Raw genomic sequence first — 23,680 nt, 5'->3', positions numbered from 1 at the left:
CGCCCCGGCGGCGAACCGAGCCCCGAAAAAACAAGACCCCGGCCTGGATTGCCGGGGTCTTGATTTTCGTGCGCGCGGGCCGTGGATCAGACGCTGTACGCGCCGACCTCCACACCGTGGTCGGCGGCGAGGCGGCGCAGGTCGTCGAGTTCGCCCTGCTCCACCTCGACGAGGAAGTCGTCGCCCTCGTCGCGAGCCCTGGTCAGGTCGGACTCGGTCGCCCTTATGCGCTGCAGAAGTCCTGCGGTGAATGCGTCCATGCTGCGCCCCCTCGTCCTGGGTCGTGGGTCGTTGGCACGGGGGTGTGCCGTTCGGAAGGGGCGATCACGTCTCCTGTGGATGCCCAGCGCCACCCCGGCCGGGCGGCGACGGTGCCGGACACCCACGCCCACTCTGCGGAAAAGCGGATCACCCGTACCGCATGGTGGTGCGGCACAAGCAGAGCGTGATCGCGGGGTGTAAAGCCGTCCTCCCCCCGGTCTCTCCGATGGAAACCTCAACCGGACGAAAAAGTCCCGCATTCCCGCCCGAGTGCCTCCGCCTTTCCTGCCGTGGGTCGTCTTACAGCCGACTTACGGCCGAAAAAGGCAGGATGGAGGTCACACACCCACGAACACCCTGCCCATGCGCGCCTGTGACGCGCTACGCGGGTGGACAGAGGAAGGACAAGCGACGTGCGCGTACTCGTCGTCGAGGACGAGCAGCTGCTCGCCGATGCGGTGGCCACCGGACTGCGCCGGGAGGCCATGGCCGTCGACGTCGTGTACGACGGTGCGGCCGCCCTGGAACGCATCGGCGTCAACGACTACGACGTGGTCGTCCTGGACCGCGACCTCCCGCTGGTCCACGGCGACGACGTCTGCCGCAAGCTCGTCGAGCTCGGCCTGCCCACGCGCGTGCTGATGCTCACCGCGTCCGGCGACGTCAGCGACCGTGTCGAGGGCCTGGAGATCGGCGCCGACGACTACCTGCCCAAGCCCTTCGCGTTCAGCGAGCTCATCGCACGCGTGCGGGCCCTCGGCCGGCGTACGAGCGTGCCGCTGCCGCCCGTCCTGGAGCGCGCGGGCATCAAGCTCGACCCGAACCGCCGCGAGGTCTTCCGCGACGGCAAGGAGGTCCAGCTCGCGCCGAAGGAGTTCGCGGTCCTGGAGGTGCTGATGCGCAGCGAGGGCGCGGTCGTCTCTGCGGAGCAGCTCCTGGAGAAGGCCTGGGACGAGAACACCGACCCGTTCACCAACGTCGTACGCGTGACGGTCATGACACTGCGCCGCAAGCTCGGCGAACCGCCGGTCATCGTCACCGTGCCCGGTTCCGGCTACCGAATCTGATCCGCCATGGCCACGACCCCCGCGCCCCCGCTGGCGCCCCCGAAACCCACCTGGGACCCCAGGCGGCCCCAGAACCCGCTCCCGTGGCTGCGCCCGACCATCCGGATACGGCTCACGCTGCTGTACGGCGGCATGTTCCTCATCGCCGGGATCCTGCTGCTGTCGATCATCTACCTGCTGGCCGCCCAGGCCGTGAACACGGGAAACGCGCCGCTGTTCAAGATCGTGGGCGGCACGGACATCAGTGTCACCAGCGAGAAGTGCCCCGCGGTCGCCGGCTCGACCAATGTGCGGCTGGCGGACTTCAACGCCGCCATCTCCGACTGCATCGACGCCCAGCGCCAGGTCGCCCTGGACACCCTGCTCAGCCGGTCCCTGCTGGCCCTGCTCGGGCTCGCCGTGATCGCTTTCGCCTTCGGGTACGCGATGGCGGGCCGGGTGCTCGCGCCGCTGGGCCGGATCACCCGCACCGCGCGCGCGGTGGCCGGCTCGGACCTGTCCCGCCGCATCGAGCTGGACGGCCCGGACGACGAGCTGAAGGAGCTCGCGGACACCTTCGACGAGATGCTGGAGCGGCTGCAACGGGCCTTCACGGCCCAGCAGCGCTTCGTCGGGAACGCCTCGCACGAGCTGAGGACGCCGCTCGCGATCAACCGCACGCTCCTGGAGGTCCACCTCTCCGACCCGAACGCCCCGACCGAACTGCAACAGCTGGGCAAGACGCTGCTGGCCACCAACGAGCGCAGCGAGCAGCTCGTCGAGGGGCTGCTCCTGCTGGCCCGCAGCGACAACCAGATCGTCGAGCGCAAGCCGGTGGACCTCGCCGAGGTGGCCTCCCAGGCCATCGACCAGGTGCGCTCCGAGGCGGACGCGAAGAAGGTGGAGATCCGCGGCGAGCGGGCCCCGGCGGTCGTCCAGGGCAACGGCGTCCTGCTGGAGCGGATCGCCCTGAACCTCGTCCAGAACGCCGTCCGGTACAACGTGCAGGGGGCGGGCGGTTGGGTGGAGGTCACCACGGAGCTGCAGCACGGACAGGCCCTGCTGGTGGTCACGAACACCGGGCCCGTGGTCCCGGCGTACGAGATCGACAACCTTTTCGAGCCGTTCCGGCGGCTGCGTACGGAACGCACGGGCAGCGACAAGGGGGTGGGCCTCGGCCTGTCGATCGTCCGGTCCGTGGCCCGCGCCCATGGCGGCCACATCGCCGCCCGGCCACGCGAGGGAGGTGGGCTGGTGATGCGAGTGACCCTGCCGGTCTGAGACCATGACCCCCGGTTCCGAGACGTGTTCGCTTTGCGCGGAATTTCCCGGGGGCCTGATCGAAACGGTCGTGCACGACCGATGTGTGATCGATCACATGGGCGATTTTCCAGCCATCTACCGAGCGTGATCATGTGGCCGCCGTAAAGCCGGGAAAATCCGGGTTTTCGGGGGTTGAGATCACGGGAAGTACATGCTGAGGCGCCTTTGATATGCAGCCTTAGGACCGTGTACGGTCCCGTTCGCCATCCAAGCCGATCACTCATGGGGAGTCCGGTTGGGTGTCGATTGAGTAACAGACCTTGATGTGAGGCAAAATCTCCGCCTCAGGTCGGGCACAAGTCCGGCCTCTCACGCGTTACGTGCGCTGGAGACACCGCAGACACCCAGAGGGGGAGAGCGACATGGCAACGGATTACGACACCCCACGCAAGACCGACGACGACGTCGACTCGGACAGCCTGGAAGAGCTCAAGGCTCGCCGGAACGACAAGTCGACTTCCGCCGTGGACGTAGACGAGTTCGAGGCTGCCGAAGGCCTGGAACTGCCCGGGGCCGACCTCTCGAACGAGGAGCTGGCCGTCCGGGTGCTGCCCAAGCAGCAGGACGAGTTCACCTGCATGAGCTGCTTCCTGGTGCACCACCGCAGCCAGCTGGCCCGCGAGAAGAACGGTCAGCCGATCTGCCGCGACTGCGACTGAGGCAGGGTCGGCCGTGACTGGCTCGACCCCTCCTTGGAAGCGCCGCTCCCGCAAGGGGGCGGACCAGGAGCCGTACGACGGCTCCGACGGCGTGCGTGACGACGAGCGGGGCTCCTCCGAACAGGGAGCGGCCTCGCTCGAACGTGCGTCCGGCACGGCGTCGGGGAGCGCCACGGACGAGCAGGGACGCCTGCCCGTTCCGGTGGAGAATCCGGCGCCGGTCGCCAGACGGCGTGCGGCCGCCGTCGCCGCCGTCCGGGACGGAGTGAAACAGGGCCTCAAGGTCGGGGCCCGCAAGAGCGGTGACCGGGCCCGAGCGGGGCTCGCGTACATCACCGACCGCCTCATCGAGATCGCCCCGCGGATCCCCGTACGCGATCTCGCGACTCTGCGCGCCCAGTTCCCGGGGCTGGGGCCCGAGCAGATCGCCGACAAGCTGGTGGCGGGGGCCGCCAACGCGTCCTCCACGGTGGGCGCGGGGGTCGGGGCCGCCGCGATGCTGCCGGCGCCGCCCGCCATGCCCGCGGAGCTGGCCGCCGAGATCACCGGCGTCGCCGCGATCGAGCTGAAGCTCATCGCCGAGCTGCACGAGGTGTACGGGGTGCGGCCGCCCGGAAATCTGCGGCAGCGCAGCACCGCCTATCTGGACTCCTGGTCCGGCGAGCGCGGGATCGACGTGACCAAGCCGGCGACGATCAACTCGGCGCTCGGCGGGCAGATGAAGCGGCAGCTGCGGCAGCAGATCATGAAACGGATGGTGCGGAACCTGCCGAACCTGATGCCGTTCCTGGTCGGCGCCGCGGTCGGGGCGGTCATGAACCGCCGGGACACCAAGCACCTCGCCGAGCGGATCCGTAAGGACCTGCGGCGTATGCAGGTGCCGTGGGAGGCGCTGCCGGAACTGCCGCCGCTGGAGAAGCCGGTAGATCCCCTGACGGTGGGGGAACTGCCGGAGGAACTCGGCGGGGGCTGAGCCGCGGGCCGCCGATCGCCGGGCGGGCGCGGGTGAGCGGTGATCGAGCGCGCCCGTGTCCGGTGCCACCGGGAATGCGCCGCCAGGAATGCGCCGCCGGGGCTGATCGCCGCCGCGGCCGGCAGGCAATGGCTCGGCGGCGGGGCACTTCTCGGTGGGTGACGGGTCGGGTGAGAGCTGTTACACGTCGCCGGGCGGCCGGCGACGCGCCGTGCCGCCGACCGGCCAGGCCGTGCGCTACGCAGCCGTCTTCTTCGCCGCTTCCAGGGCCGCGACCACGCGCTCCGGCTCCCGGGTCGACAAGTAGACGTACGGGGTCGGGTCCGTCGGATCGGTGATCGGGATGCGGAGGGCCGTCGGGATGTAGGCGCGCAGGAGCATGAAGGCGTGGGGGTTGGCCTTGTGGGTGCGCCAGGCCTGTGCCTCCTCCCGGTCCAGGATCTCCGGTTCGCCGAGGGCGCTCACCGGGATCTTCGCCTCGCCCGCGATCAGGGAGTCGCCCACGACGCGGATCCGGACCGAGCCGTACGAGCTGGTGACGACCGCCGCGACCGCGGTTCCGCCGGCGAGGCCGCCCAGGAGGGGGAGCGTGCCGAACGGCAGCAGGATGAGGGCCATCGAGACGCCGACCAGGAAGCAGACGAGCCACCAGGTGCGGGGAGCGGTGAGGCGTTCTTCGTACGGCGGGACGGAGAGCTGCATGGCGTCAAGCTTGGCATGCGGACCCTCCGGCCCCGGAAGTAGGGGCGTCCGAGGGGAAACCCTGCCCGCAGGGGCGATGGCCGGACGCTGACGGACGGGTAAGGTCTGCGGCTGTGAGAGGTACTTCCGCGGCCCTGCGGCCCCCGGCGGACGCCACGGCGCCCGTACGCCATCCCGAGGCACCCGCCCCGGGTGAGCTGCTCGGCGCACACTACGGGCAGTGTTTCGGCTGTGGCGACGAGCAGCCCCACGGGCTGCACCTGGAGGCGAGGGCCGGTGAAGGCGTCACTCTCACCGCCGAGTTCACCGTACGGCCCGCGCACCAGGGCGCCCCGGGGCTCGCCCACGGCGGGGTCCTGGCCAGCGCCCTCGACGAGACCCTCGGCTCCCTCAACTGGCTGCTGCGCACCATCGCGGTGACCGGACGGCTGGAGACCGACTTCATGCGGCCCGTCCCCGTGGGCACCGTGCTGCATCTGAGGGCCGAGGTCACGGCGGTGGCCGGGCGGAAGATCTTCGCGACCGCCGAGGGACGCGTCGGCAGCCCCGACGGACCGCTCGCCGTCCGCGCCGACGCGCTCTTCGTCGAGGTCAAGGTCGACCACTTCATCGACCACGGTCGCGAGGAGGAGATCCAGGCGGCCATGAACGACCCGGACCAGGTCCGGCGGGCGCGTGCCTTCGAGGTGAACCCGTGAGCGGCGGACGTCCCCCTCTCGACGTCCTGATCCGGCGCGTCGACCCCGACGTGCCGCTGCCGGACTACGCGCGGCCCGGCGACGCGGGCGCCGATCTGCGCACCACGGAGAGCCGGGAGTTGAAGCCCGGCGAACGGGCCGTACTGCCCACGGGAGTGTCCATCGCGCTCCCCGAGGGGTACGCGGCCTTCGTGCACCCACGCTCCGGTCTCGCCGCCCGCTGCGGCGTCGCCCTGGTGAATGCCCCGGGGACGGTTGATGCCGGGTACCGTGGGGAGATCAAGGTGATCGTGGTGAATCTCGACCCGTATGAAGCCGTACGGTTCGAGCGCTTCGACCGGATTGCCCAACTGGTCGTCCAGCAGGTCGAGAAGGTGCGCTTCCACGAGGTGGCGGAGCTTCCCGACTCGGCGCGGGCCGAGGGGGGCTTCGGGTCCACCGGTGGTCATGCCGCCGTGGACGGCGCAAGCAGCACAAGCGGCACAACGGGTGGGAATCGATACGCTTCGGTCGTATCCGACCGGGAAGGACAGTGACGTGTTCGGACGTCGCAAGAAGAAGGGTTCCGCTGAGGACGCGGCGGACGCGGCGAGCGAGGCCGAGCAGGTCGACGGCGTTGCCGGGGAAGCCGACGCTGAGGCGGACGTCGAGCGGGAGCGCGTGCGGCTCGAGCCCGAGCCCCGGCCGGACGGGCCGTGGGACAGCTCCGAGGTGCGCGAGCCCGGCGAGGGCCGGGTGGACCTCGGCGGCATCTTCGTGCCCGGAGTCGACGGCATGGAGCTGCGGGTCGAGGTCGCGGGCGACGCGATCGTCGCCGCGACCGTCGTGCTGCGCGACAGCGCGGTCCAGCTGCAGGCCTTCGCCGCGCCCAAGCGTGAGGGCATCTGGGGCGAGGTCCGCGAGGAGATCGCCTCCGGCATCACCCAGCAGGGCGGGGTCATCGACGAGGTCGAGGGGCCGCTCGGCTGGGAGCTCCGCGCGCAGGTGCCGGTGCAGTTGCCGGACGGCACGGGTGGCTTCCAGGTGGTCCGCTTCGTCGGTGTGGACGGGCCCCGCTGGTTCCTGCGCGGGGTGATCTCCGGGCGGGGCGCGGTGGAGCCGCAGACCGCCGGGCTGCTGGAGCAGATCTTCCGGGACACGGTCGTCGTCCGCGGCGAGGGCCCGATGGCTCCGCGCGACCCGATCGTCCTGAAACTGCCGAACGACGCGCAGATGGTCCCCGAGGGAGTCCAGCAGGAGGAGCAGGCCGGTTCCCGCTTCTCCGGCGGCATGGGGCAGCTGCAGCGCGGGCCGGAGATCACCGAGGTCCGCTAGCCGTTCCGGCTGGGGCCGTCCGGGAACTGCGGGTCCGCGCGCTCGGCCGCGCAGTTCCCCGTGCCCCCGCAGGGCCGTGCCCCCGCAGGGGTGTCGGCGTCAGGGTTGTGTCAAAGAGGCGGCCTCCGGTCGCCTCTGCCCGTTTTGCCGTGATTATTGGCCGTAAGGTCGACGCTGCGCAGGCAGTGATCACGGGAAGACAATGGGGACATGGGACGCGGAAAGCTTCGGATCTACCTCGGTGCGGCACCGGGCGTCGGCAAGACGTACGCGATGCTGTCCGAAGCGCACCGCCGGATCGAACGCGGCACCGACTGCGTGGTGGCCGTCGTGGAGCACCACGGCCGGCCGCGCACCGAGGTGATGCTGCACGGACTGGAGCAGATCCCGCGTAGGACGCTGGAGTACCGGGACACGGTCTTCACCGAGATGGACGTCGACGCCGTTCTCGCCCGACGGCCCCGGGTGGCCCTCGTGGACGAGCTGGCCCACACCAATGTGCCCGGCTCCCGCAACGAAAAGCGCTGGCAGGACGTCGAGAACCTGCTCGCCGCCGGCATCGACGTGGTCTCGACCGTCAACATCCAGCACCTGGAATCCCTCGGTGACGTCGTCGAGTCGATAACCGGCGTACGGCAGCGCGAGACCGTCCCCGACGAGGTGGTGCGGCGGGCGGACCAGATAGAGCTGGTCGACATGTCGCCACAGGCCCTGCGACGGCGGATGGCGCACGGCAACGTCTACCAGCCGGACAAGGTCGACGCCGCGCTGTCGAACTACTTCCGCCCCGGGAACCTGACCGCGCTGCGCGAGCTGGCACTGCTGTGGGTGGCGGACCGGGTCGACGAGTACCTCAACGCCTACCGCAGCGAGCACCGGGTGTCGCGGATCTGGGGCTCCCGCGAGCGGATCGTGGTCGGACTGACCGGGGGCCGCGAGGGGAGGACCCTGCTGCGCAGAGCCGCCCGGCTCGCCGAGAAGGGCGCGGGCGGCGAGGTCATGGCCGTCTACATCGCCCGCAGTGACGGGCTGACCTCCGCCTCGCCCAAGGAACTCGCCGTCCAGCGCACCCTCGTCGAGGACCTCGGCGGCACCTTCCACCACGTCGTCGGCGACGACGTCCCCGCCGCGCTGCTGGCCTTCGCGCGCGGTGTCAACGCCACCCAGATAGTGCTGGGCGTCTCGCGCCGCAAGAGCTGGCAGTACGTCTTCGGGCCGGGCGTCGGTGCCACCGTCGCCCGCGACTCCGGGCCCGACCTGGACGTCCACCTGATCACGCACGACGAGGCGGGCAAGGGACGCGGACTGCCCGTCGCCCGGGGCGCGCGCCTCGGCCGCGCCCGGATGGTCTGGGGCTGGCTGGTCGGGACGCTGGGGCCCCTGCTGCTGGCGCCGCTACTGGCCGGCTTCGAGACCGACCTGGGTCTCGCCAACGACATGCTGCTCTTCCTGACGCTGACGGTGGCCGCGGCCCTGCTCGGCGGTCTGCTGCCCGCCCTGGCCGCGGCCGTGCTCGGCTCGCTGCTGCTCAACTGGTTCTTCACCTCACCGGTGCACACGCTGACGGTCGACGACCCGACGAACATCGTCGCCATCGTGGTCTTCATAGGCGTCGCGGTGGCGGTGGCCTCCGTGGTGGACCTCGCGGCCCGGCGCACCCACCAGGCGGCCCGGCTGCGCGCCGAGTCGGAGATCCTGTCCTTCCTGGCGGGCAGTGTGCTGCGCGGTGAGACCAGCCTGGAGGCCCTCCTCGAACGGGTGCGCGAGACCTTCGGGATGGAGTCCGTGGCCCTGCTGGAGCGCGAGAGCGACGTCGACCCGTGGACCTGCGCGGGCAGCGTGGGCCCCCGCCAGATGGACCGTCCCGAGGCCGCGGACGTGGACATGCCGGTCGGGGACCATATGGCGCTCGCCCTCTCCGGACGCGTCCTGCCCGCCGAGGACCGCCGGGTGCTGGCCGCGTTCGCCGCCCAGGCCGCCGTCGTCCTGGACCGCCGACGCCTCCAGCAGGAGGCCGACCAGGCCAAGGCACTGGCCGAGGGCAACCGCATCCGCACCGCGCTCCTCGCCGCCGTCAGCCACGATCTGCGCACCCCGCTGGCCGGGATCAAGGCCGCCGTGTCGTCGCTGCGCTCCGACGACGTGGCCTGGTCACGGGAGGACGAGGCCGAACTGCTCGCAGGGATCGAGTACGGCGCCGACCGGCTCGACCACCTCGTGGGCAACCTCCTCGACATGTCCCGGCTGCAGACCGGCACGGTCACCACGCTGATCCGCGAGATCGACCTCGACGAGGTGGTGCCGATGGCGCTCGGCGGTGTCCCGGAGGGCAGCGTCGGGCTGGAGATCCCCGAGAGCCTGCCCATGGTCGCCGTCGACCCCGGGCTGCTGGAGCGCTCGGTCGCCAACATCGTCGAGAACGCCGTCAAGTACAGCCCGCCCGGCACACCCGTCCAGGTCTCCGCGAGCGCCCTCGGCGGCCGTGTCGAGGTCCGGGTCACCGACCGCGGCCCCGGCGTACCCGACGAGGCCAAGGACCGCATCTTCGCCCCCTTCCAGCGCCACGGCGACGCCCCGCGCGGAACCGGCGTCGGCCTGGGGCTCGCCGTCGCCAGGGGCTTCGCCGAGGCCATGGGCGGCACGCTCGACGCCGAGGACACCCCCGGCGGAGGGCTCACCATGGTGCTCACCGTACGGGCCGCGCCCAACGGCTCCGGGCCCGATACGGCCTCGTCGGGCACCGACCGGGCCGTGGACGCGTCTACGTCGGCGGACGCCGCCCCGTCGGCGGACACGGCCGGCGACGCGCCGGGCGGCACGGCCACATCGGCAGAGAGGCGAACCGGATGAGGCGGTCCATATGACCAGGGTGCTCGTGGTCGACGACGAGCCGCAGATCGTGCGTGCGCTCGTGATCAATCTGAAGGCCCGCGAGTACGAGGCCGACGCCGCCCACGACGGGGCGACCGCGCTCGCGCTCGCCGCCGCCCGGCACCCCGATGTTGTCGTCCTCGATCTCGGACTGCCCGACATGGACGGCGTCGAGGTGATCAAGGGGCTGCGCGGCTGGACCCGGGTGCCGATCATCGTGCTCTCCGCCCGGCACACATCCGACGAGAAGGTCGAGGCCCTGGACGCGGGCGCCGACGACTACGTCACCAAGCCCTTCGGCATGGACGAGCTGCTCGCCCGGCTGCGCGCCGCCGTCCGTCGCGCGGAGCCCGTGGGCGGCGAGGAGGGCGACGTGATCGTGGAGACGGACGACTTCACCGTCGACCTGGCCGCGAAGAAGGTGAACCGGGACGGCAGGGACGTCCGGCTCACCCCCACCGAGTGGCACCTCCTGGAGGTGCTGGTCCGCAACACCGGGCGTCTGGTCAGCCAGAAGCAACTGCTCCAGGAGGTGTGGGGGCCGTCGTACGGGACGGAGACCAACTACCTCCGGGTCTACATGGCCCAGCTGCGGCGCAAGCTGGAGGGCGACCCGTCGCGGCCCCGGTACTTCATCACCGAGGCGGGGATGGGGTACCGCTTCGAGAAGTGAGACGCGGTGCGCGGAGGCCGCGTACGGGGGTGCTGGACTGTCGGCGGACCCCGGTACGCTTTTTGTCATGAGTGCTGTTCCTCGTTCCGACAAGCCGGCGGGCCGTTTCCGGCGCATGCTCGACCGGCTCTCCTCGTCCCAGACGGACCTGGAGTCGGAGGAGCTGCGCGAGGACGCGGACACCGCGGGCTGTACGCGTATATGTGACTGCCACGACCGACAGATAGTGACCGTTACTGGTACCTTGCGCACGGTCACGCTGCGCCCCCGGGCCGGTGTCCCGGCCCTGGAGGCCGAGCTGTTCGACGGTTCGGCCGCCCTGGACGTGGTGTGGCTGGGCAGACGCTCCATCGTCGGGATAGAGCCGGGGCGCAGGCTGATCGCATCCGGCCGGATCTCGATGAGCCGGGGCCGTAGGGTGCTGTTCAATCCGAAGTACGAACTCAGACCGCTCGGACGGGAGTAGCCGGTGACGTCGCTCGACAAGCCGACGGAAGACGCCCAGCGCGGCGTCCAGGACGCAGAGGGCGGACAGGACGGCTCGCACGACTCCAGGGCGGTGACGGAGGCCGCGCTGTTCGAGGCGTTCGGCGGCGTGCGCGGCATGGTCGAGACCGTGCTCCCGGGCCTGCTCTTCGTCTCCATCTACACGATCAACAAGGACCTGCACTCGGCGGCCCTGGCGGCCCTCGGCGTCTCCGTCCTGCTGGTCGTGGTGCGGCTGGTCATGAAGGACACCGTCAAGCACGCCTTCAGCGGTGTCTTCGGGGTCGCCTTCGGTGTGGTCTTCGCGATGATGACCGGCAACGCCAAGGACTTCTATCTGCCGGGCATGCTCTACACGCTGGGCCTCGGCTGCGCGTACATCATCACGACGCTGGCCGGCGTGCCGCTGATCGGTCTGATGCTCGGCCCGGTCTTCAAGGAGAACCTCTCCTGGCGGACCCGTAACCCCGGACGCAAGAAGGCGTACGCGAAGGCGAGTTACGCCTGGGGCGCGATCCTGCTCGGCAAGTGCGCGATCCTCTTCCCGCTCTACTGGTGGGCCGACACGACGCAGCTCGGCTGGGTCCTCATCGCCCTGAAGATCCCGCCGTTCCTGCTTGCCGTCTGGCTGACCTGGATCTTCCTGGCCAAGGCGCCGGCCCCGATCGACGTGTTCGCGGAGATGGAGGCGGAGGAGCGGGCGGCGGAGGAGCGGAAGGCCGCGGCGCGGTCGGCCGACTAGTGCCGCGACCGGCCGACTAGTGCCGCGACCGGCCAACGTTCGCCCCGTCGCGCAAACGCTGCCTGCCGCGGCACTGGACACCCGGATACATGACGCGAAGGGGCGCCCCGAATTCTCGGGGCGCCCCTTCGCCGTCGTGGAATCACCTGAACGTGGGCCCTCGCGTCAGCTCGTCGCGTCCTCGCGGCGTACCGACAGCAGGTCCTCCAACTGCTCCTCGCGGGCCTGGGCGGCCACGAAGAGGAGCTCGTCGCCCGCCTCCAGGGAGTCGTCCGAGGTCGGGGTGAGGACCCGGGTGCCGCGGATGATGGTGACCAGGGAGGTGTCCTCCGGCCACTCGACCTCACCGACCTGGGTGCCGGCCAGGGCCGACTCGGGCGGCAGCGTCAGCTCGACGAGGTTGGCGTCGCCGTGGCTGAAACGGAGCAGCCGGACCAGGTCGCCGACGCTCACTGCCTCCTCGACCAGTGCCGACATAAGCCGGGGGGTCGACACGGCCACGTCCACGCCCCAGGACTCGTTGAACAGCCACTCGTTCTTGGGGTTGTTGACGCGGGCGACGACCCGCGGAACCCCGTACTCCGTCTTCGCCAGCAGCGAGACGACCAGGTTGACCTTGTCGTCACCGGTCGCGGCGATGACGACGTTGCAGCGCTGCAGCGCCGCCTCGTCCAGGGAGGTGATCTCGCAGGCGTCGGCCAGCAGCCACTCCGCCTGGGGCACGCGCTCGACCGAGATGGCGGTCGGCGCCTTGTCGATGAGAAGGACCTCGTGGCCGTTCTCCAGCAGTTCGCCCGCGATCGAGCGGCCGACCGCTCCGGCTCCGGCAATGGCGACCCTCATCAGTGACCGCCCTCCTCGTCGGGGCCCTCGGCGAAGGACGCCTCGACCTTCTCCACGTCGTCCGTCCGCATCATCACGTGCACGAGGTCGCCCTCCTGCAGCACCGTCTGCGAGGTCGGCAGGATCGCCTCGCCCAGGCGGGTCAGGAAGGCGACCCGGACACCGGTCTCCTCCTGCATCTTGCTGATCTTGTGGCCCACCCAGGCCGACGAGGCGTGCACCTCGGCGAGCTGGACGCCGCCGGTGGGATCGCGCCACAGCGGCTCGGCGCCGGACGGCAGCAGTCGGCGGAGCATCTGGTCGGCGGTCCAGCGGACCGTGGCGACCGTCGGAATGCCCAGACGCTGGTAGACCTCGGCGCGGCGGGGGTCGTAGATCCGTGCCGCCACGTTCTCGATGCCGAACATCTCGCGGGCGACCCGGGCGGCGATGATGTTGGAGTTGTCGCCGCTGGAGACGGCGGCGAACGCGCCCGCCTCCTCGATGCCCGCCTCACGCAGGGTGTCGCGGTCGAAGCCGATCCCGGTGACGCGCCGGCCGCCGAAACCCGAGCCCAGACGACGGAAGGCCGTGGGGTCCTGGTCGATCACGGCGACCGTGTGCCCCTGTTGCTCCAGGGTCTGGGCGAGGGTGGAACCCACTCGCCCGCAGCCCATGATGACGATGTGCACGACCGTCCTTCCGGTGTCAATAGCTACTGTTCAGCCGAAACGTCGAAAACAGGGTCTCAGACCGTCGCCCAAGCTACACACGCGCGGTCCGCCGGGGGCACCCCCGTGCACCCACGGGTCACATCGTGGGACGTCGACGACTGATCCGGCGGACGCTGGTCCTCGTCAGGAAGCCGAGTCCGACGAGGGAGGCGAGAGCGCCGATCAGCTCAGCGGTCGCGGCCTGCATGGGGCCTCCAGGGAGTGAGGGGGGGCGGGAACGTCACGGGTTCCGTCGGACGCCCGGCGCACACACGGCACGTACACGGGACCGACGGAATTTCGTCATACAGACGTGAGGACGCAGTTCATCAGACCGGAGGATGCGTGACGTGACGCACTTCGCAACCGTCGGCGGACCGATTTCACCCCGGGGCCCGCCGGGATTTCACCCGGATGTGCCCAGAACCAGTCGGGGCGCTTACGATCCTCTCCGTGTCCAAACTGACCGACGTGCCCAAACGGATTCTGATCGGGCGCGCTCTGCGCAGCGACCGGCTGGGCGAAACGCTCCTGCCGAAGCGCATCGCACTCCCCGTCTTCGCCTCCGACCCGCTCTCCTCCGTGGCGTACGCACCCGGCGAGGTGCTGCTGGTCCTCTCCATCGCGGGCGTGTCGGCCTACCACTTCAGCCCCTGGATCGCCGTCGCGGTCGTCGTGCTGATGTTCACCGTGGTGGCGTCGTACCGGCAGAACGTGCACGCCTACCCGAGCGGCGGCGGCGACTACGAGGTGGCGAACACCAACCTCGGCCCCCGGGCCGGCCTCACCGTCGCCAGCGCGCTCCTCGTCGACTACGTCCTCACCGTCGCCGTGTCCATCTCCTCCGGCGTGGAGAACCTCGGCTCGGCCGTCCCCTTCTTCGTCGAGCACAAGGTGCTCTGCGCGATCGGCATCATCGTGCTGCTCACGCTGATGAACCTGCGCGGGGTGAAGGAGTCCGGGAAGCTCTTCGCGATCCCGACCTACGTCTTCGTCGTCGGCGTCTTCCTGATGATCGCGTGGGGCGCGTTCCGGGGGCTGGTGCTCGACGAGACGATGCGGGCACCCACCGCCGATCTGGAGATCAAGGCCGAGCACCAGGGGCTCGCCGGCTTCGCGCTGGTCTTCCTGCTGCTGCGCGCCTTCTCCTCCGGCTGTGCCGCGCTCACCGGTGTCGAGGCCATCTCCAACGGCGTGCCCGCCTTCCGCAAGCCCAAGTCGAGGAACGCGGCCACCACTCTGGCCCTGATGGGCTTCTTCGCCGTCACCATGTTCTGCGGCATCATCGGCCTGGCCATGGCCACCAACGTGCGGATGGCCGAGAACCCGGCGGTCGACCTGGTGCGCGACGGCACCCCGGTCGGCGACTCCTACGTCCAGAACCCCGTGATCTCCCAGGTCGCGGCCGCCGTTTTCGGTGACGGCACCTTCCTCTTCGTCGTACTGGCCGCCGCCACCGCACTCGTCCTCTTCCTGGCCGCGAACACCGCGTACAACGGCTTCCCGCTGCTCGGCTCGATCCTGGCCCAGGACCGCTACCTCCCGCGCCAGCTGCACACCCGCGGCGACCGCCTCGCCTTCTCCAACGGCATCGTGCTCCTCGCGGGCGCCGCCGTGCTCCTGGTGTGGATCTACGGCGCCGACTCCACGCGCCTCATCCAGCTCTACATCGTGGGTGTGTTCGTCTCCTTCACGCTCAGCCAGACCGGCATGGTCCGGCACTGGAACCGGCACCTGCGGACGGAGAAGGACCCGGCCAAGCGCCGCCACATGATCCGCTCGCGGGCGATCAACACCTTCGGCGCCTTCTTCACGGGCCTGGTGCTGATCGTCGTCCTCGGCACCAAGTTCACGCACGGCGCCTGGGTCGCCCTCCTCGGCATGGTGATCTTCTACGCGACGATGACGGCCATCCGTAAGCACTACGACCGGGTCGCCGCGGAGCTCGCCGCGCCGGACGGCCCGAGCGACGACGTCGTCCGACCGTCCCGGGTCCACTCGGTGGTGCTGATCTCCAAGATCCACCGTCCCACCCTGCGGGCCCTCGCCTACGCGAAGCTGATGCGCTCCCACACGCTGGAGGCGCTGAGCGTCAACGTCGACCCGGCGGAGACCAAGGCACTCCAGGAGGAGTGGACGCGGCGCGGCATCGACGTACCGCTGAAGGTCCTCGACTCGCCGTATCGCGAGGTCACGCGGCCCGTGATCGAGTACGTCAAGGGGCTGCGCAAGGAGTCCCCGCGCGACGCGGTGTCGGTGATCATCCCCGAGTACGTGGTCGGCCACTGGTACGAGCACCTGCTGCACAACCAGAGCGCACTCCGGCTCAAGGGTCGGCTGCTCTTCACGCCGGGTGTCATGGTGACCTCCGTGCCCTACCAGCTGGAGTCCTCCGAGGTCGCCAAGCGCCGGGCGCGCAAGCGGCAGGACTGGAGTGCGCCGGGGTCGGTACGGCGTGGTCCGGCGGACGAGCGCCCCAAGGAGTCACCGGCCAGGACGTCGACCACGTCCTCGGCCGACGAGAACTGACGCGCACCTGGAGCCGGAGTTCACCCGCGGGCCGCTGCTCGTGGTAAACGGTCGGACGGCACCCACGTAGACTGGTGGGCTGTTGTCCGGCCGTTTTCGCTTTCCTCTCTCTGGAGTCACCCCACCATGCAGGCAGAACCGAAGAAATCGCTGGTGGGAGAGGAGTACGAGGTCGAGGTGGGCCCCGTCGCCCACGGCGGCCACTGCATCGCCCGTACCTCCGAGGGACAGGTCCTCTTCGTCCGGCACGCGCTGCCCGGCGAGCGGGTCGTGGCGCGGGTGACCGACGGCGAGGAGGGCGCCCGCTTCCTGCGGGCCGACGCGGTCTCGGTCCTGTCGGCCTCCAAGGACCGGGTCGAGGCCCCCTGCCCCTACGCCGGCCCCGGCCGCTGCGGCGGCTGTGACTGGCAGCACGCCAAGCCGGGCGCCCAGCGCCGCTTCAAGGGCGAGGTCATCGCCGAACAGCTGCAGCGCCTCGCGGGTCTCACCCCCGAGGAGGCGGGCTGGGACGGCACCGTGATGCCCGCCGAGGGCGACAAGCTGCCGGCGGGCGAGGTCCCGGCGTGGCGGACGCGGGTGCAGTACGCGGTGGACGAGTCGGGGCGTGCCGGTCTGCGCCGCCACCGCTCGCACGAGGTCGAGCCGATCGACCACTGCATGATCGCGGCTCCGGGCGTGTCCGAGCTGGGCATCGAGAAGCGCGACTGGACGGGCATGGCGTCGATCGACGCGATCGCGGCGACGGGTTCGCAGGACCGCCAGGTCATCCTCGAACCCCGGCCGGGTGCGCGCCTGCCGATCGTGGAGCTGGACAAGCCGGTGTCCGTGATGCGGGTCGAGGAGAAGGACGGGGGCGTGCACCGCGTCCACGGCCGCCCCTTCGTCCGTGAGCGCGCTGACGGCCGCACGTACCGGGTGGGCAGCGGCGGATTCTGGCAGGTCCACCCCATGGCCGCGGACACCCTGGTCAAGGCCGTCATGCAGGGCCTGCTGCCGCGCAAGGGCGACATGGCGCTGGACCTCTACTGCGGGGTGGGCCTGTTCGCGGGCGCCCTCGCCGACCGCGTCGGCGACAAGGGGGCCGTCCTCGGCATCGAGTCCGGTAAGCGCGCGGTCGAGGACGCGCGGCACAACCTCGCCGACTTCGACCGGGTGCGGATCGAACAGGGCAAGGTCGAGGCGGTGTTGCCGCGCACGGGTATCACGGAGGTCGACCTCATCGTCCTGGACCCGCCGCGCGCCGGGGCGGGCCGCAAAACCGTCCAGCACCTCTCATCCCTGGCGGCCCGCCGCATCGCCTACGTGGCCTGCGACCCGGCCGCGCTGGCACGCGACCTGGGGTACTTCCGGGAGGGCGGGTACCGGGTGCGGATGCTTCGGGCGTTCGATCTGTTTCCGATGACGCATCACGTGGAGTGCGTGGCTATTCTTGAGCCGGTGCGTTAGGGCGTCTGACCTGCACGTTTCGAGGAAGGCCGTCGGTTCGACCTGTTTCCGGTGGTCGCAACAGATGGACGTGGCCGGCTGCTGGCCCGTGTCGGCAGCCGGGCTGTGCGGTGGCCGCGCGCGGCCTCTTGGTCCGCACGACCGAGAAGAGAAGGCCTCCGTGGTTTCCTCGGGCAGCAGTTCCTCCCGGCCGGAGACCGCCGTCCCACCGGACGACGTCACCGCGCACGTGGGCGGCTCGGGGCAACTGCCCCATTGAGGAGTTCGGTCACGGCGGACCTCCCCGACACCACCACGCCGGTGATGCGGACGACTGCGCAACCCGGATCGGTACCCATTCGGACCTTTTCCTCAGCAATGGCGACAGCGTGCAGGGGTGTCCGCACCGCGACGACGCTGCCCTCCTGCGGGCCCACGTGACCTCATCCAGCCGGAGGTCGGGGTATCAACAGGTACTGATGCGGCAGCTTGTGCAGGGCGGTGAACCCCTTGGGGTCACGCCAGCACGGATCGGCCACGAGCGTCTCACGCGCCATGTCGCGCGGGTTCAGGCTGGCGAGGGTCGACTGCGGCAAGCCTGCCGGTGGCGAAGCCGGTGGAGACCGGGATTCGGGCCGCGCCCCAGGGGCATCCCCGTGGCGCCCAGCCCGATCGCGTAGACGCGCCGGTCCTGTCCCGACGTCCGTGTGCGCATGGTGTCGTCGCCGGCCCCCGTCCCGTCCCCGTTCTCCGTCCCTCGTCCTGGGGGCCTTCCGGCTGCGCCGGCGAGGGCACGCCCCACGGACCTGCCCGCGCGGCGGTCCGGCTCGACCACCCGCCGCGACGAGCACGTGACATCCGGAACGCCGGCCGGTCCCGTCGGTGGGCGTCGCGCGGTGCCGGCCACCTGTTCCTGTCGGTGGCCGTCGCCGGGGCATGTGCGCAGGCGAGGTCTTTCGGTCCGTCGTGACCCGATACCGGCGAGCGCCCGCCCTGGCCGCACCAACCACCCTGGCCGCCCCGGACGTCCGGGCCGGCACGGCCCGAACCCGTCGTCACCGGCCCACGGGATCACCGTCGGCACCGTCGTCGCGGCTGCGCAGTGTCATGTGGCCGCCGTGGTGCAGCGGAGTACCCGGCCGCAGACGGGTCACCTCGTGCCCCGTCTCCGCGTCGACGAGGTGCACCTCGCCGTGGCCGCCCCGGCTGACGGCGATCCAGTCGGAGCCCGGTGATGCGGCCACCGCCCGGCGCTGGACGCCCTCCCAGGGGGTGCCGCCGCGACGCGGAGCGCCCTCCATGGCCGGCAGGGGAAGCCGGCGGACGGTGCCGTCGGTGCCCAGGAGGACCAGTTCGTCGCCGTCGGGGTGGATGCGGGTGAAGGCGGTGTGGTGCCGGGCGAGGGCCAGCCGGAAGACGAGCCCGGGACCGAGTTCCGTGTGCAGCGTGCGGCCCGTCTCCAGGTCGTGCTGCCACGCCTGGTTGGTCCATTCCGGCCAGCGCAGCGGGTCCGGGTCGCCGCCGCGCAGTGTGCTCCACAGCGCCGGCCGACGGGTATCGAGCCGGAGGTACCAGCCGCGGGCGGGCGACCCCCAGGGGACGACCGCCTCGTTGACGAGTACGTCGCCCTTCCTCCGGGCCCGGTGCACTCCCTCGCCCGTGGCCGCGAACACGTCTTCCGTGCCGGGTACCTGCACGTCCCCGTGTCCGTCGTCCGGCAGCGGCAGGACCGCGTGCGGTGTGACCGGGGGGCAGCCGGGCGGAGCCGCGAGGAGGTCGGCGAACCGGTGGACGGCCAGCTCCCCGGGCTCTCGGTGCCGGAGCACGACCAGCGGATCGTCGCCGCCCAGCACCGTCACGCCCGGTTCGCCGACGCGGGTGCGTACCCGCGCCGTTTCTCCGGTGACCAGGTCGAGCACGGTCAGCAGGTCCGACCACGGTTCGGTGTTCTCGCCCAGTCCGGTGGTGACGGCCAGTCGGCGACCGGACGGGTCGCAGGCGAGGTGCTCGGCCGGCACGGCGACCGGGACCGCCCGTTCCACGAGCTTCTCGGCGAACGGATCGAGTACCAGCAGTTCCCCTCGACGGTCGTCGACACAGGCCACGCGCCCGCCCGGCAGTGCCAGGAACCCGGAGTGCTCGGAGAGGTGACGGCCGGTCAGGTTTCCCACGACGGCGCCGTCCGGCACCGTCAACGCATGGACGGATCCGTCCACATGGTCGGAGACGAGCAGCACGGGTGCGGGCATGGGTCCTCCTGAAAACCGGTCTGTTGAAAACGATTATCATGTATCTTCGGTGCGTTCCCGGTATCTGAGAAAGAGCGAGGGCATCGATGTTGCGCGCACCGTCGAGATTCGTCCGTGGTTGGCTCACCGCAGCGGTGGTGGGTTCCGTTCTGGTCGGCTGCGGCTCGTCGTCCGAGGAACCCGCGAGTGACAAGGCCGGGCCGACGGCGAAGACGGACGTCGCCGTCGAACCCATCAAGGCGTCCATGGAGTTGACCGACACCAACGGCGTCAAGGTCTCTCTGAAGACGGAACCCGAGCGGATCGTCTGCCTGTTCGCACTCTGCGACGACATCCTGACCGAGCTGGGCATCGTCCCGACGGCCACCAACAGCGCGTTGCTCGCCCACCCGGACTTCCTGGGGGAGAAGAAGGCCAAGGAGGTCGACGTCATCCCCGGCGGATTCATCGCCCCGGAGGTGGAGGCGATCCTCTCCCACAAGCCCGACCTCGTGATCGGCCTGGGAGACACGCACGGCAAGCTCGCCCCGGCGCTCAAGGGCGCCACGACGTTCTGGCCCATGCAGCCCGAGACGTGGGAGGACAGCGTGGGGTACCTGCGTGACCTCGCCGCCCTCACCGGGCGCACCGCCGAGGGCGAGAAGGCCGAGAAGACCTTCCGGACCAAGCTCGCCGCCGCCGAGAAGGCTCCGAGCGACAAGACCGCTCTCATCATCTACGGCAGTGACGAGAACTTCGGCGTCGCGACCCCGGAGACCGACGTGGCCGCCAGTCTCTTCCCCCAGATCGCCGAATACCCGTGGAAGTCACGTGGCGTGCAGGGCAGTTACAGCCTCGAAGAGATTCTCGCCCGGGACGTCGATGTGCTGTTCGTCGAGACGCTGAGCTTCGGCGACGCGGACGGCAAGCTGTCGGAGAAGCTGGCCGACAACCCCCTCTGGGGCAAGATCCCGGCGGTGGAGAACGGCGACGTCCACGAGGTGAACTCGGAGGTGTGGGCCAAGGGCCGCGGCACCCGCTCACTCGGCATCGTCCTCGACGAGGCCACGGCCGCCCTGCGGTGAGGAGGCCCCTCTCGGCACCCGTCGCGTCGGACGGACAGCGGGCGTCGCGCGTCGCGCGGAGGGGGCAGCCGCTCCTGGTGGTCGTCCTGCTGGCCGTCTCCTCGGTCTGCGCGCTCAGCCTCGGCACCCCCTACGTCCCACCGCACCGGCTGGTCGCCGCGGTGCTGGACGGGGACACCACGCTCGCGGGGATCGTCGTCACCGAACTCCGGGTGCCCCGACTGGTGCTGGCGCTCGTCGCCGGAGCCTGTCTGGGTGCGGCCGGGCTGGTGCTCCAGGAGGCGCTGCGCAATCCCCTGGCGGTGCCGGAGATGCTGGGCGTGTCGTCCGGTGCCGCTCTGGGGGTGGCCGCGCCGCTGGTGCTGAGCCTGTCACTGCCCGCCGCCGTCCAGCCGATGCTGGCCATCGGCGGGGCCGCGCTCGGCGGCGGTCTCACGCTCCTGGCCGCCGGGCTCGGCCGCAGTCCGTCCGCGGTGCTGCTGACCGGCGCCGCGGTGGCGGCCGCGTTGCAGGCCGCGCTGCTCGTCCTGATGGTCATGGCCGACCAGTTGGACCTCCAGCTCATCTACCGTTACCTGCTCGGCTCCCTGTCGGCCCGGACCTGGGACGACGTGGCAGGTCTGTGGCCGTGGTTGCTCGTCGCGGCCCCCGCGCTCGTGCTGTGCGCGCCGGTGCTGTCGGTGATGCGGCTGGGCGACGAGGACGCCGAGGCGCTGGGTGTGCGCGCCCAGCGCGCCCGGCTGGCGGCACTGGCCATCGCGGTGGTGCTGATCGCCCCGGTGACGGCCGTGTGCGGGCCCGTCGCGTGGGTGGGCTTCCTCGCCCCGCACCTGGCCCGGTGGTTCGACCCCGCGGCGGGGGCGGTGCGCTGGCTTCCGTGGTCCGCAGTCTGGGGCGCGGTCGCCGTGGTCGTCGCCGACCTCCCGGCTCGGCTGGCGCTGGCGCCCGTGGAGACACCGGCAGGTGCGTGGACGGCCCTGCTGGGGGTGCCGGCCGGGGTCGCGCTGATGCGGTCGGGCGGTCGCGGCCGGGCGGCCCGGCGCAGGCCGGCCGCCGCGGCCGCGGTGCGCGAGCCGCTGCCCGGACCGAGGAAGGCGGCTTCCGGTGCCGCGGACGACCTCTCCCGAGCCAGGGCGTCGGACGACGTGAGCGCAGACGCGCCCGGGCGCGGCCGGATCGACGATGGCTGCCCGCCCTCTTCGGGGGCGACCAGAACGGAGGACGTACGGTGATCCGGCGATTCACGGTTCTCGCGGCGCTGGCCGTCGTGTGCGCCGGTGTGGAACTGGTGGCCGGGCGCGGCATGTCCCCGGGCGCGGCCTGGGACGTCCTGAACGGCGGCGGTGACCCGACGGAGCGCCACATCCTGTTCCAACTGCGCCTGCCCAGGCTGCTGGTGGCTCTCGTCGCCGGTGCCTGTCTCGCCGTCGCGGGGCTGGTCCTGCAGTCCGCCCTGCGCAATCCCCTCGCCGGGCCGGAGGTGACGGGCGTGACCCCGGGGGCGGTGCTCGGAGCCGTCACCGCGACCGCCCTGGGACTCGCCGGGTGGGACTCGCCCCTGGCTGTGGTCCTCGCCGCGTGCGCGGGCGGGTGTGTCGGAGCCGCGCTGCTGTGGCTGCTCGCCGGCCGCGGGCGCGGTGACCCCGCGCATACCGCCGTGCACGGGGTGCTGGTGTCGGCGGTGCTCGGCGGGCTCACCGCGATGGTGCTCCTGGTGGAGCCGGGCGAACTCGGCAGTGTCGTCCAGTGGCTGGTGGGCACCACGGAGGGCCGGGTGTGGCAGCACTGGCACCTGCTGTGGCCGTGGGCCCTCGTCTGGGGAGTCGCGGCCTGGTTGCTGGCCGGGCCGTTGACCCTGCTGCGCTGCGGGGACGACATCGCCTTGGCCGCCGGCCTCTCGGCTCGCCCGGCCCGGACCCTGGCCCTGCTGTGCGCGGTGGCGCTGACGGCGGGCGCGGTGGCCGCCGTCGGGGCGCTGGGCTTCGTGGGACTGCTCGTTCCGCACCTGGCCGTGGCCGTCTTCGGTGCGGATCTGCGGGTGAGCCTGCCCGGCGCCGCCCTGGTGGGCGCGGTGGTGGTGTGCGGGGCGGACGCGGCGGCGCAGCTGTCCTCGCGGCTGCTGGCGGGGGCGCTGGACTCCGGACGGCTCACGCTGCCGGTCGGGGCGCTCACCGCCTGCCTCGGCGCCGCGTTGCTGCTGGTCGTCGTGCGCCGCACGCCGAGCCGTACGTTCTGACGTCGAATCGAGGACAGAGCATGACCGAGTCCGTGGGGATCCACGTCGAGGGGGTCCACTTCGGCTATCCCGGGCGACCTGTACTGCGGGGCGTCGACCTGACCGTCCGGCCGGGCGAACTGACCGCCCTCATCGGGCTGAACGGCTGCGGCAAGTCGACCCTGCTGCGGCTGGCCGCCGGCCTGCTGCAACCGGACGAAGGGCGTGTTCGGCTAGGAGGGGACGACCTCGCCCGGCTGTCCCGGCGCGCCACGGCCCGGAGGGTGGCCCTGCTGCACCAGTCCGCTCCGGCCGTCCCGGGCATGACGGTGCGTCACCTCATCCGCCAGGGCCGGTACGCGGCGCGCGGACCGCTGGGCATGCTGCGCGAGGGCGACGACCCCGTCGTGCACCGGGCGTTGCGGGACGTCGGGGTGGAGGAGTGGGCCGACCGTGACGTCGACGCGCTGTCCGGAGGCGAGCGGCAGCGGGTCCGGCTCGCGATGGCGCTCGCCCAGGACACGCGTGTCCTGCTGCTCGACGAGCCGACCACCTACCTGGATCTGCACCACCAGCTCGACGTGCTGCAGACGGTGGTTCGCCTGCGCCGGGAACGCGGGCTCACCGTGGTGATGGTGCTGCACGACCTGGCCCACGCGGCCCGGTTCGCCGAACGCGTCGTCGCCCTGCGCGACGGCCGTGTGGTGGCCGACGGCGCGCCGGGCGAGGTGGTGACCCCGGGATTGCTGGCGGACGTGCTGAAGGTGGCGGGACGGGTCGGCCGGGACCCCGAGGGAGGCTGGCCGGTGTGTTACCCAGATCACCCCCTCCCAGATCTAGAATATGAAAATCAGATTCATTAACGTGTTGTCGCGGCGCTCACTCGAACGCCGTAACTCCCGGACGTACAAGGAG

Annotated in this window: 22 protein-coding genes; 17 read left to right on the top strand and 5 right to left on the bottom strand. The window is 71.2% G+C overall.

Features of this window, described 5'->3' with window-relative positions; translation table 11 throughout:
• Positions 1 to 86: 86 nt before the first annotated feature.
• The gene (locus tag K1J60_RS11560) at positions 87 to 260 is read right to left on the bottom strand and encodes a hypothetical protein (RefSeq protein ID WP_192829560.1); all 174 of its coding nucleotides are present in this window, start codon (positions 258 to 260) and stop codon (positions 87 to 89) included.
• Between the two features lie 414 nt (positions 261 to 674).
• Between K1J60_RS11560 and K1J60_RS11555 the strand changes: the two genes are divergently transcribed.
• The 4 genes from K1J60_RS11555 (at position 675) to K1J60_RS11540 (ending at position 4,262) form a co-directional block, all read left to right on the top strand.
• Entirely contained in the window at positions 675 to 1,328 is a 654-nt protein-coding gene (locus K1J60_RS11555) for a response regulator transcription factor (protein ID WP_009340866.1), read from the top strand.
• 6 nt (positions 1,329 to 1,334) lie between these two features.
• Complete coding sequence (locus K1J60_RS11550) at positions 1,335 to 2,588, top strand: sensor histidine kinase (protein ID WP_220646149.1); 1,254 nt, start codon at positions 1,335 to 1,337, stop codon at positions 2,586 to 2,588.
• 404 nt (positions 2,589 to 2,992) lie between these two features.
• Entirely contained in the window at positions 2,993 to 3,289 is a 297-nt protein-coding gene (locus K1J60_RS11545) for a DUF4193 domain-containing protein (protein ID WP_005481602.1), read from the top strand.
• Between the two features lie 13 nt (positions 3,290 to 3,302).
• Complete coding sequence (locus K1J60_RS11540; RefSeq protein ID WP_220646148.1) at positions 3,303 to 4,262, top strand: hypothetical protein; 960 nt, start codon at positions 3,303 to 3,305, stop codon at positions 4,260 to 4,262.
• 237 nt (positions 4,263 to 4,499) lie between these two features.
• On the opposite strand, the gene K1J60_RS11535 is transcribed toward K1J60_RS11540, so the two are convergent.
• Entirely contained in the window at positions 4,500 to 4,964 is a 465-nt protein-coding gene (locus K1J60_RS11535; protein ID WP_033525188.1) for a DUF3093 domain-containing protein, read from the bottom strand.
• 113 nt (positions 4,965 to 5,077) lie between these two features.
• On the opposite strand from K1J60_RS11535, the gene K1J60_RS11530 reads away from it, so the two are divergent.
• The 7 genes from K1J60_RS11530 to K1J60_RS11500 all read left to right on the top strand — a co-directional run bounded on the left by K1J60_RS11530 (position 5,078) and on the right by K1J60_RS11500 (position 11,748).
• Positions 5,078 to 5,662 (top strand): PaaI family thioesterase, encoded by a 585-nt coding sequence (locus K1J60_RS11530; RefSeq protein ID WP_220646147.1) that lies wholly within the window; start codon positions 5,078 to 5,080, stop codon positions 5,660 to 5,662.
• Entirely contained in the window at positions 5,659 to 6,198 is a 540-nt protein-coding gene (dut, locus tag K1J60_RS11525; RefSeq protein WP_220646146.1) for a dUTP diphosphatase, read from the top strand. The genes K1J60_RS11530 and dut overlap by 4 nt, the downstream gene beginning before the upstream one ends.
• Position 6,199: 1 nt before the next feature.
• Entirely contained in the window at positions 6,200 to 6,976 is a 777-nt protein-coding gene (locus K1J60_RS11520) for a DUF3710 domain-containing protein (protein ID WP_033525191.1), read from the top strand.
• Between the two features lie 210 nt (positions 6,977 to 7,186).
• Positions 7,187 to 9,826, top strand: a complete 2,640-nt coding sequence (locus tag K1J60_RS11515; protein WP_220646145.1) for a sensor histidine kinase — start codon at positions 7,187 to 7,189, stop codon at positions 9,824 to 9,826.
• Positions 9,827 to 9,836: 10 nt separating this feature from the next.
• Entirely contained in the window at positions 9,837 to 10,520 is a 684-nt protein-coding gene (locus K1J60_RS11510) for a response regulator (protein WP_220646144.1), read from the top strand.
• A gap of 67 nt (positions 10,521 to 10,587) precedes the next feature.
• A complete protein-coding gene (locus K1J60_RS11505) occupies positions 10,588 to 10,986 on the top strand; it encodes an OB-fold nucleic acid binding domain-containing protein (protein WP_220646143.1) in 399 nt (132 codons plus the stop codon).
• 3 nt (positions 10,987 to 10,989) lie between these two features.
• The gene (locus tag K1J60_RS11500; protein WP_220646142.1) at positions 10,990 to 11,748 is read left to right on the top strand and encodes a DUF3159 domain-containing protein; all 759 of its coding nucleotides are present in this window, start codon (positions 10,990 to 10,992) and stop codon (positions 11,746 to 11,748) included.
• Between the two features lie 165 nt (positions 11,749 to 11,913).
• On the opposite strand, the gene K1J60_RS11495 is transcribed toward K1J60_RS11500, so the two are convergent.
• Both K1J60_RS11495 and K1J60_RS11490 read right to left on the bottom strand, forming a co-directional pair.
• Positions 11,914 to 12,591: a potassium channel family protein gene (locus K1J60_RS11495; RefSeq protein ID WP_033525196.1), complete on the bottom strand. Its 678-nt coding sequence runs from the start codon at positions 12,589 to 12,591 to the stop codon at positions 11,914 to 11,916.
• Complete coding sequence (locus K1J60_RS11490) at positions 12,591 to 13,262, bottom strand: potassium channel family protein (protein ID WP_220646141.1); 672 nt, start codon at positions 13,260 to 13,262, stop codon at positions 12,591 to 12,593. Before K1J60_RS11490 ends, K1J60_RS11495 begins: the two co-directional genes overlap by 1 nt.
• 474 nt (positions 13,263 to 13,736) lie before the next feature.
• Between K1J60_RS11490 and K1J60_RS11485 the strand changes: the two genes are divergently transcribed.
• Both K1J60_RS11485 and K1J60_RS11480 read left to right on the top strand, forming a co-directional pair.
• Positions 13,737 to 15,812 (top strand): APC family permease, encoded by a 2,076-nt coding sequence (locus tag K1J60_RS11485; RefSeq protein ID WP_220646140.1) that lies wholly within the window; start codon positions 13,737 to 13,739, stop codon positions 15,810 to 15,812.
• Positions 15,813 to 15,938: 126 nt separating this feature from the next.
• A complete protein-coding gene (locus K1J60_RS11480; protein WP_220646139.1) occupies positions 15,939 to 17,258 on the top strand; it encodes a class I SAM-dependent RNA methyltransferase in 1,320 nt (439 codons plus the stop codon).
• A 1,034-nt stretch (positions 17,259 to 18,292) separates the two neighbouring features.
• Here K1J60_RS11480 and K1J60_RS11475 read toward each other — a convergent pair.
• Positions 18,293 to 19,486 (bottom strand): WD40 repeat domain-containing protein, encoded by a 1,194-nt coding sequence (locus tag K1J60_RS11475; protein WP_220646138.1) that lies wholly within the window; start codon positions 19,484 to 19,486, stop codon positions 18,293 to 18,295.
• An 86-nt stretch (positions 19,487 to 19,572) separates the two neighbouring features.
• Here K1J60_RS11475 and K1J60_RS11470 point away from each other — a divergent pair, with 86 nt between their 5' ends.
• From K1J60_RS11470 to K1J60_RS11455, 4 genes are all read left to right on the top strand, one after another.
• The gene (locus K1J60_RS11470; RefSeq protein WP_220646137.1) at positions 19,573 to 20,550 is read left to right on the top strand and encodes an ABC transporter substrate-binding protein; all 978 of its coding nucleotides are present in this window, start codon (positions 19,573 to 19,575) and stop codon (positions 20,548 to 20,550) included.
• A gap of 77 nt (positions 20,551 to 20,627) precedes the next feature.
• Positions 20,628 to 21,782 carry a FecCD family ABC transporter permease gene (locus tag K1J60_RS11465; RefSeq protein WP_220646136.1) on the top strand — a complete coding sequence of 385 codons (1,155 nt, stop codon included), beginning with the start codon at positions 20,628 to 20,630 and terminating at the stop codon, positions 21,780 to 21,782.
• Positions 21,779 to 22,786: a FecCD family ABC transporter permease gene (locus K1J60_RS11460; RefSeq protein WP_220646135.1), complete on the top strand. Its 1,008-nt coding sequence runs from the start codon at positions 21,779 to 21,781 to the stop codon at positions 22,784 to 22,786. Before K1J60_RS11465 ends, K1J60_RS11460 begins: the two co-directional genes overlap by 4 nt.
• Positions 22,787 to 22,806: 20 nt before the next feature.
• On the top strand, positions 22,807 to 23,628 hold the full coding sequence (locus K1J60_RS11455; RefSeq protein WP_220646134.1) for an ABC transporter ATP-binding protein: 822 nt from the start codon (positions 22,807 to 22,809) through the stop codon (positions 23,626 to 23,628).
• Positions 23,629 to 23,680 lie beyond the last annotated feature (52 nt).

The organism is Streptomyces akebiae (assembly GCF_019599145.1).
Lineage (GTDB): Bacteria > Actinomycetota > Actinomycetes > Streptomycetales > Streptomycetaceae > Streptomyces > Streptomyces akebiae.
This window is presented reverse-complemented; position numbering and strand designations above follow the sequence as displayed.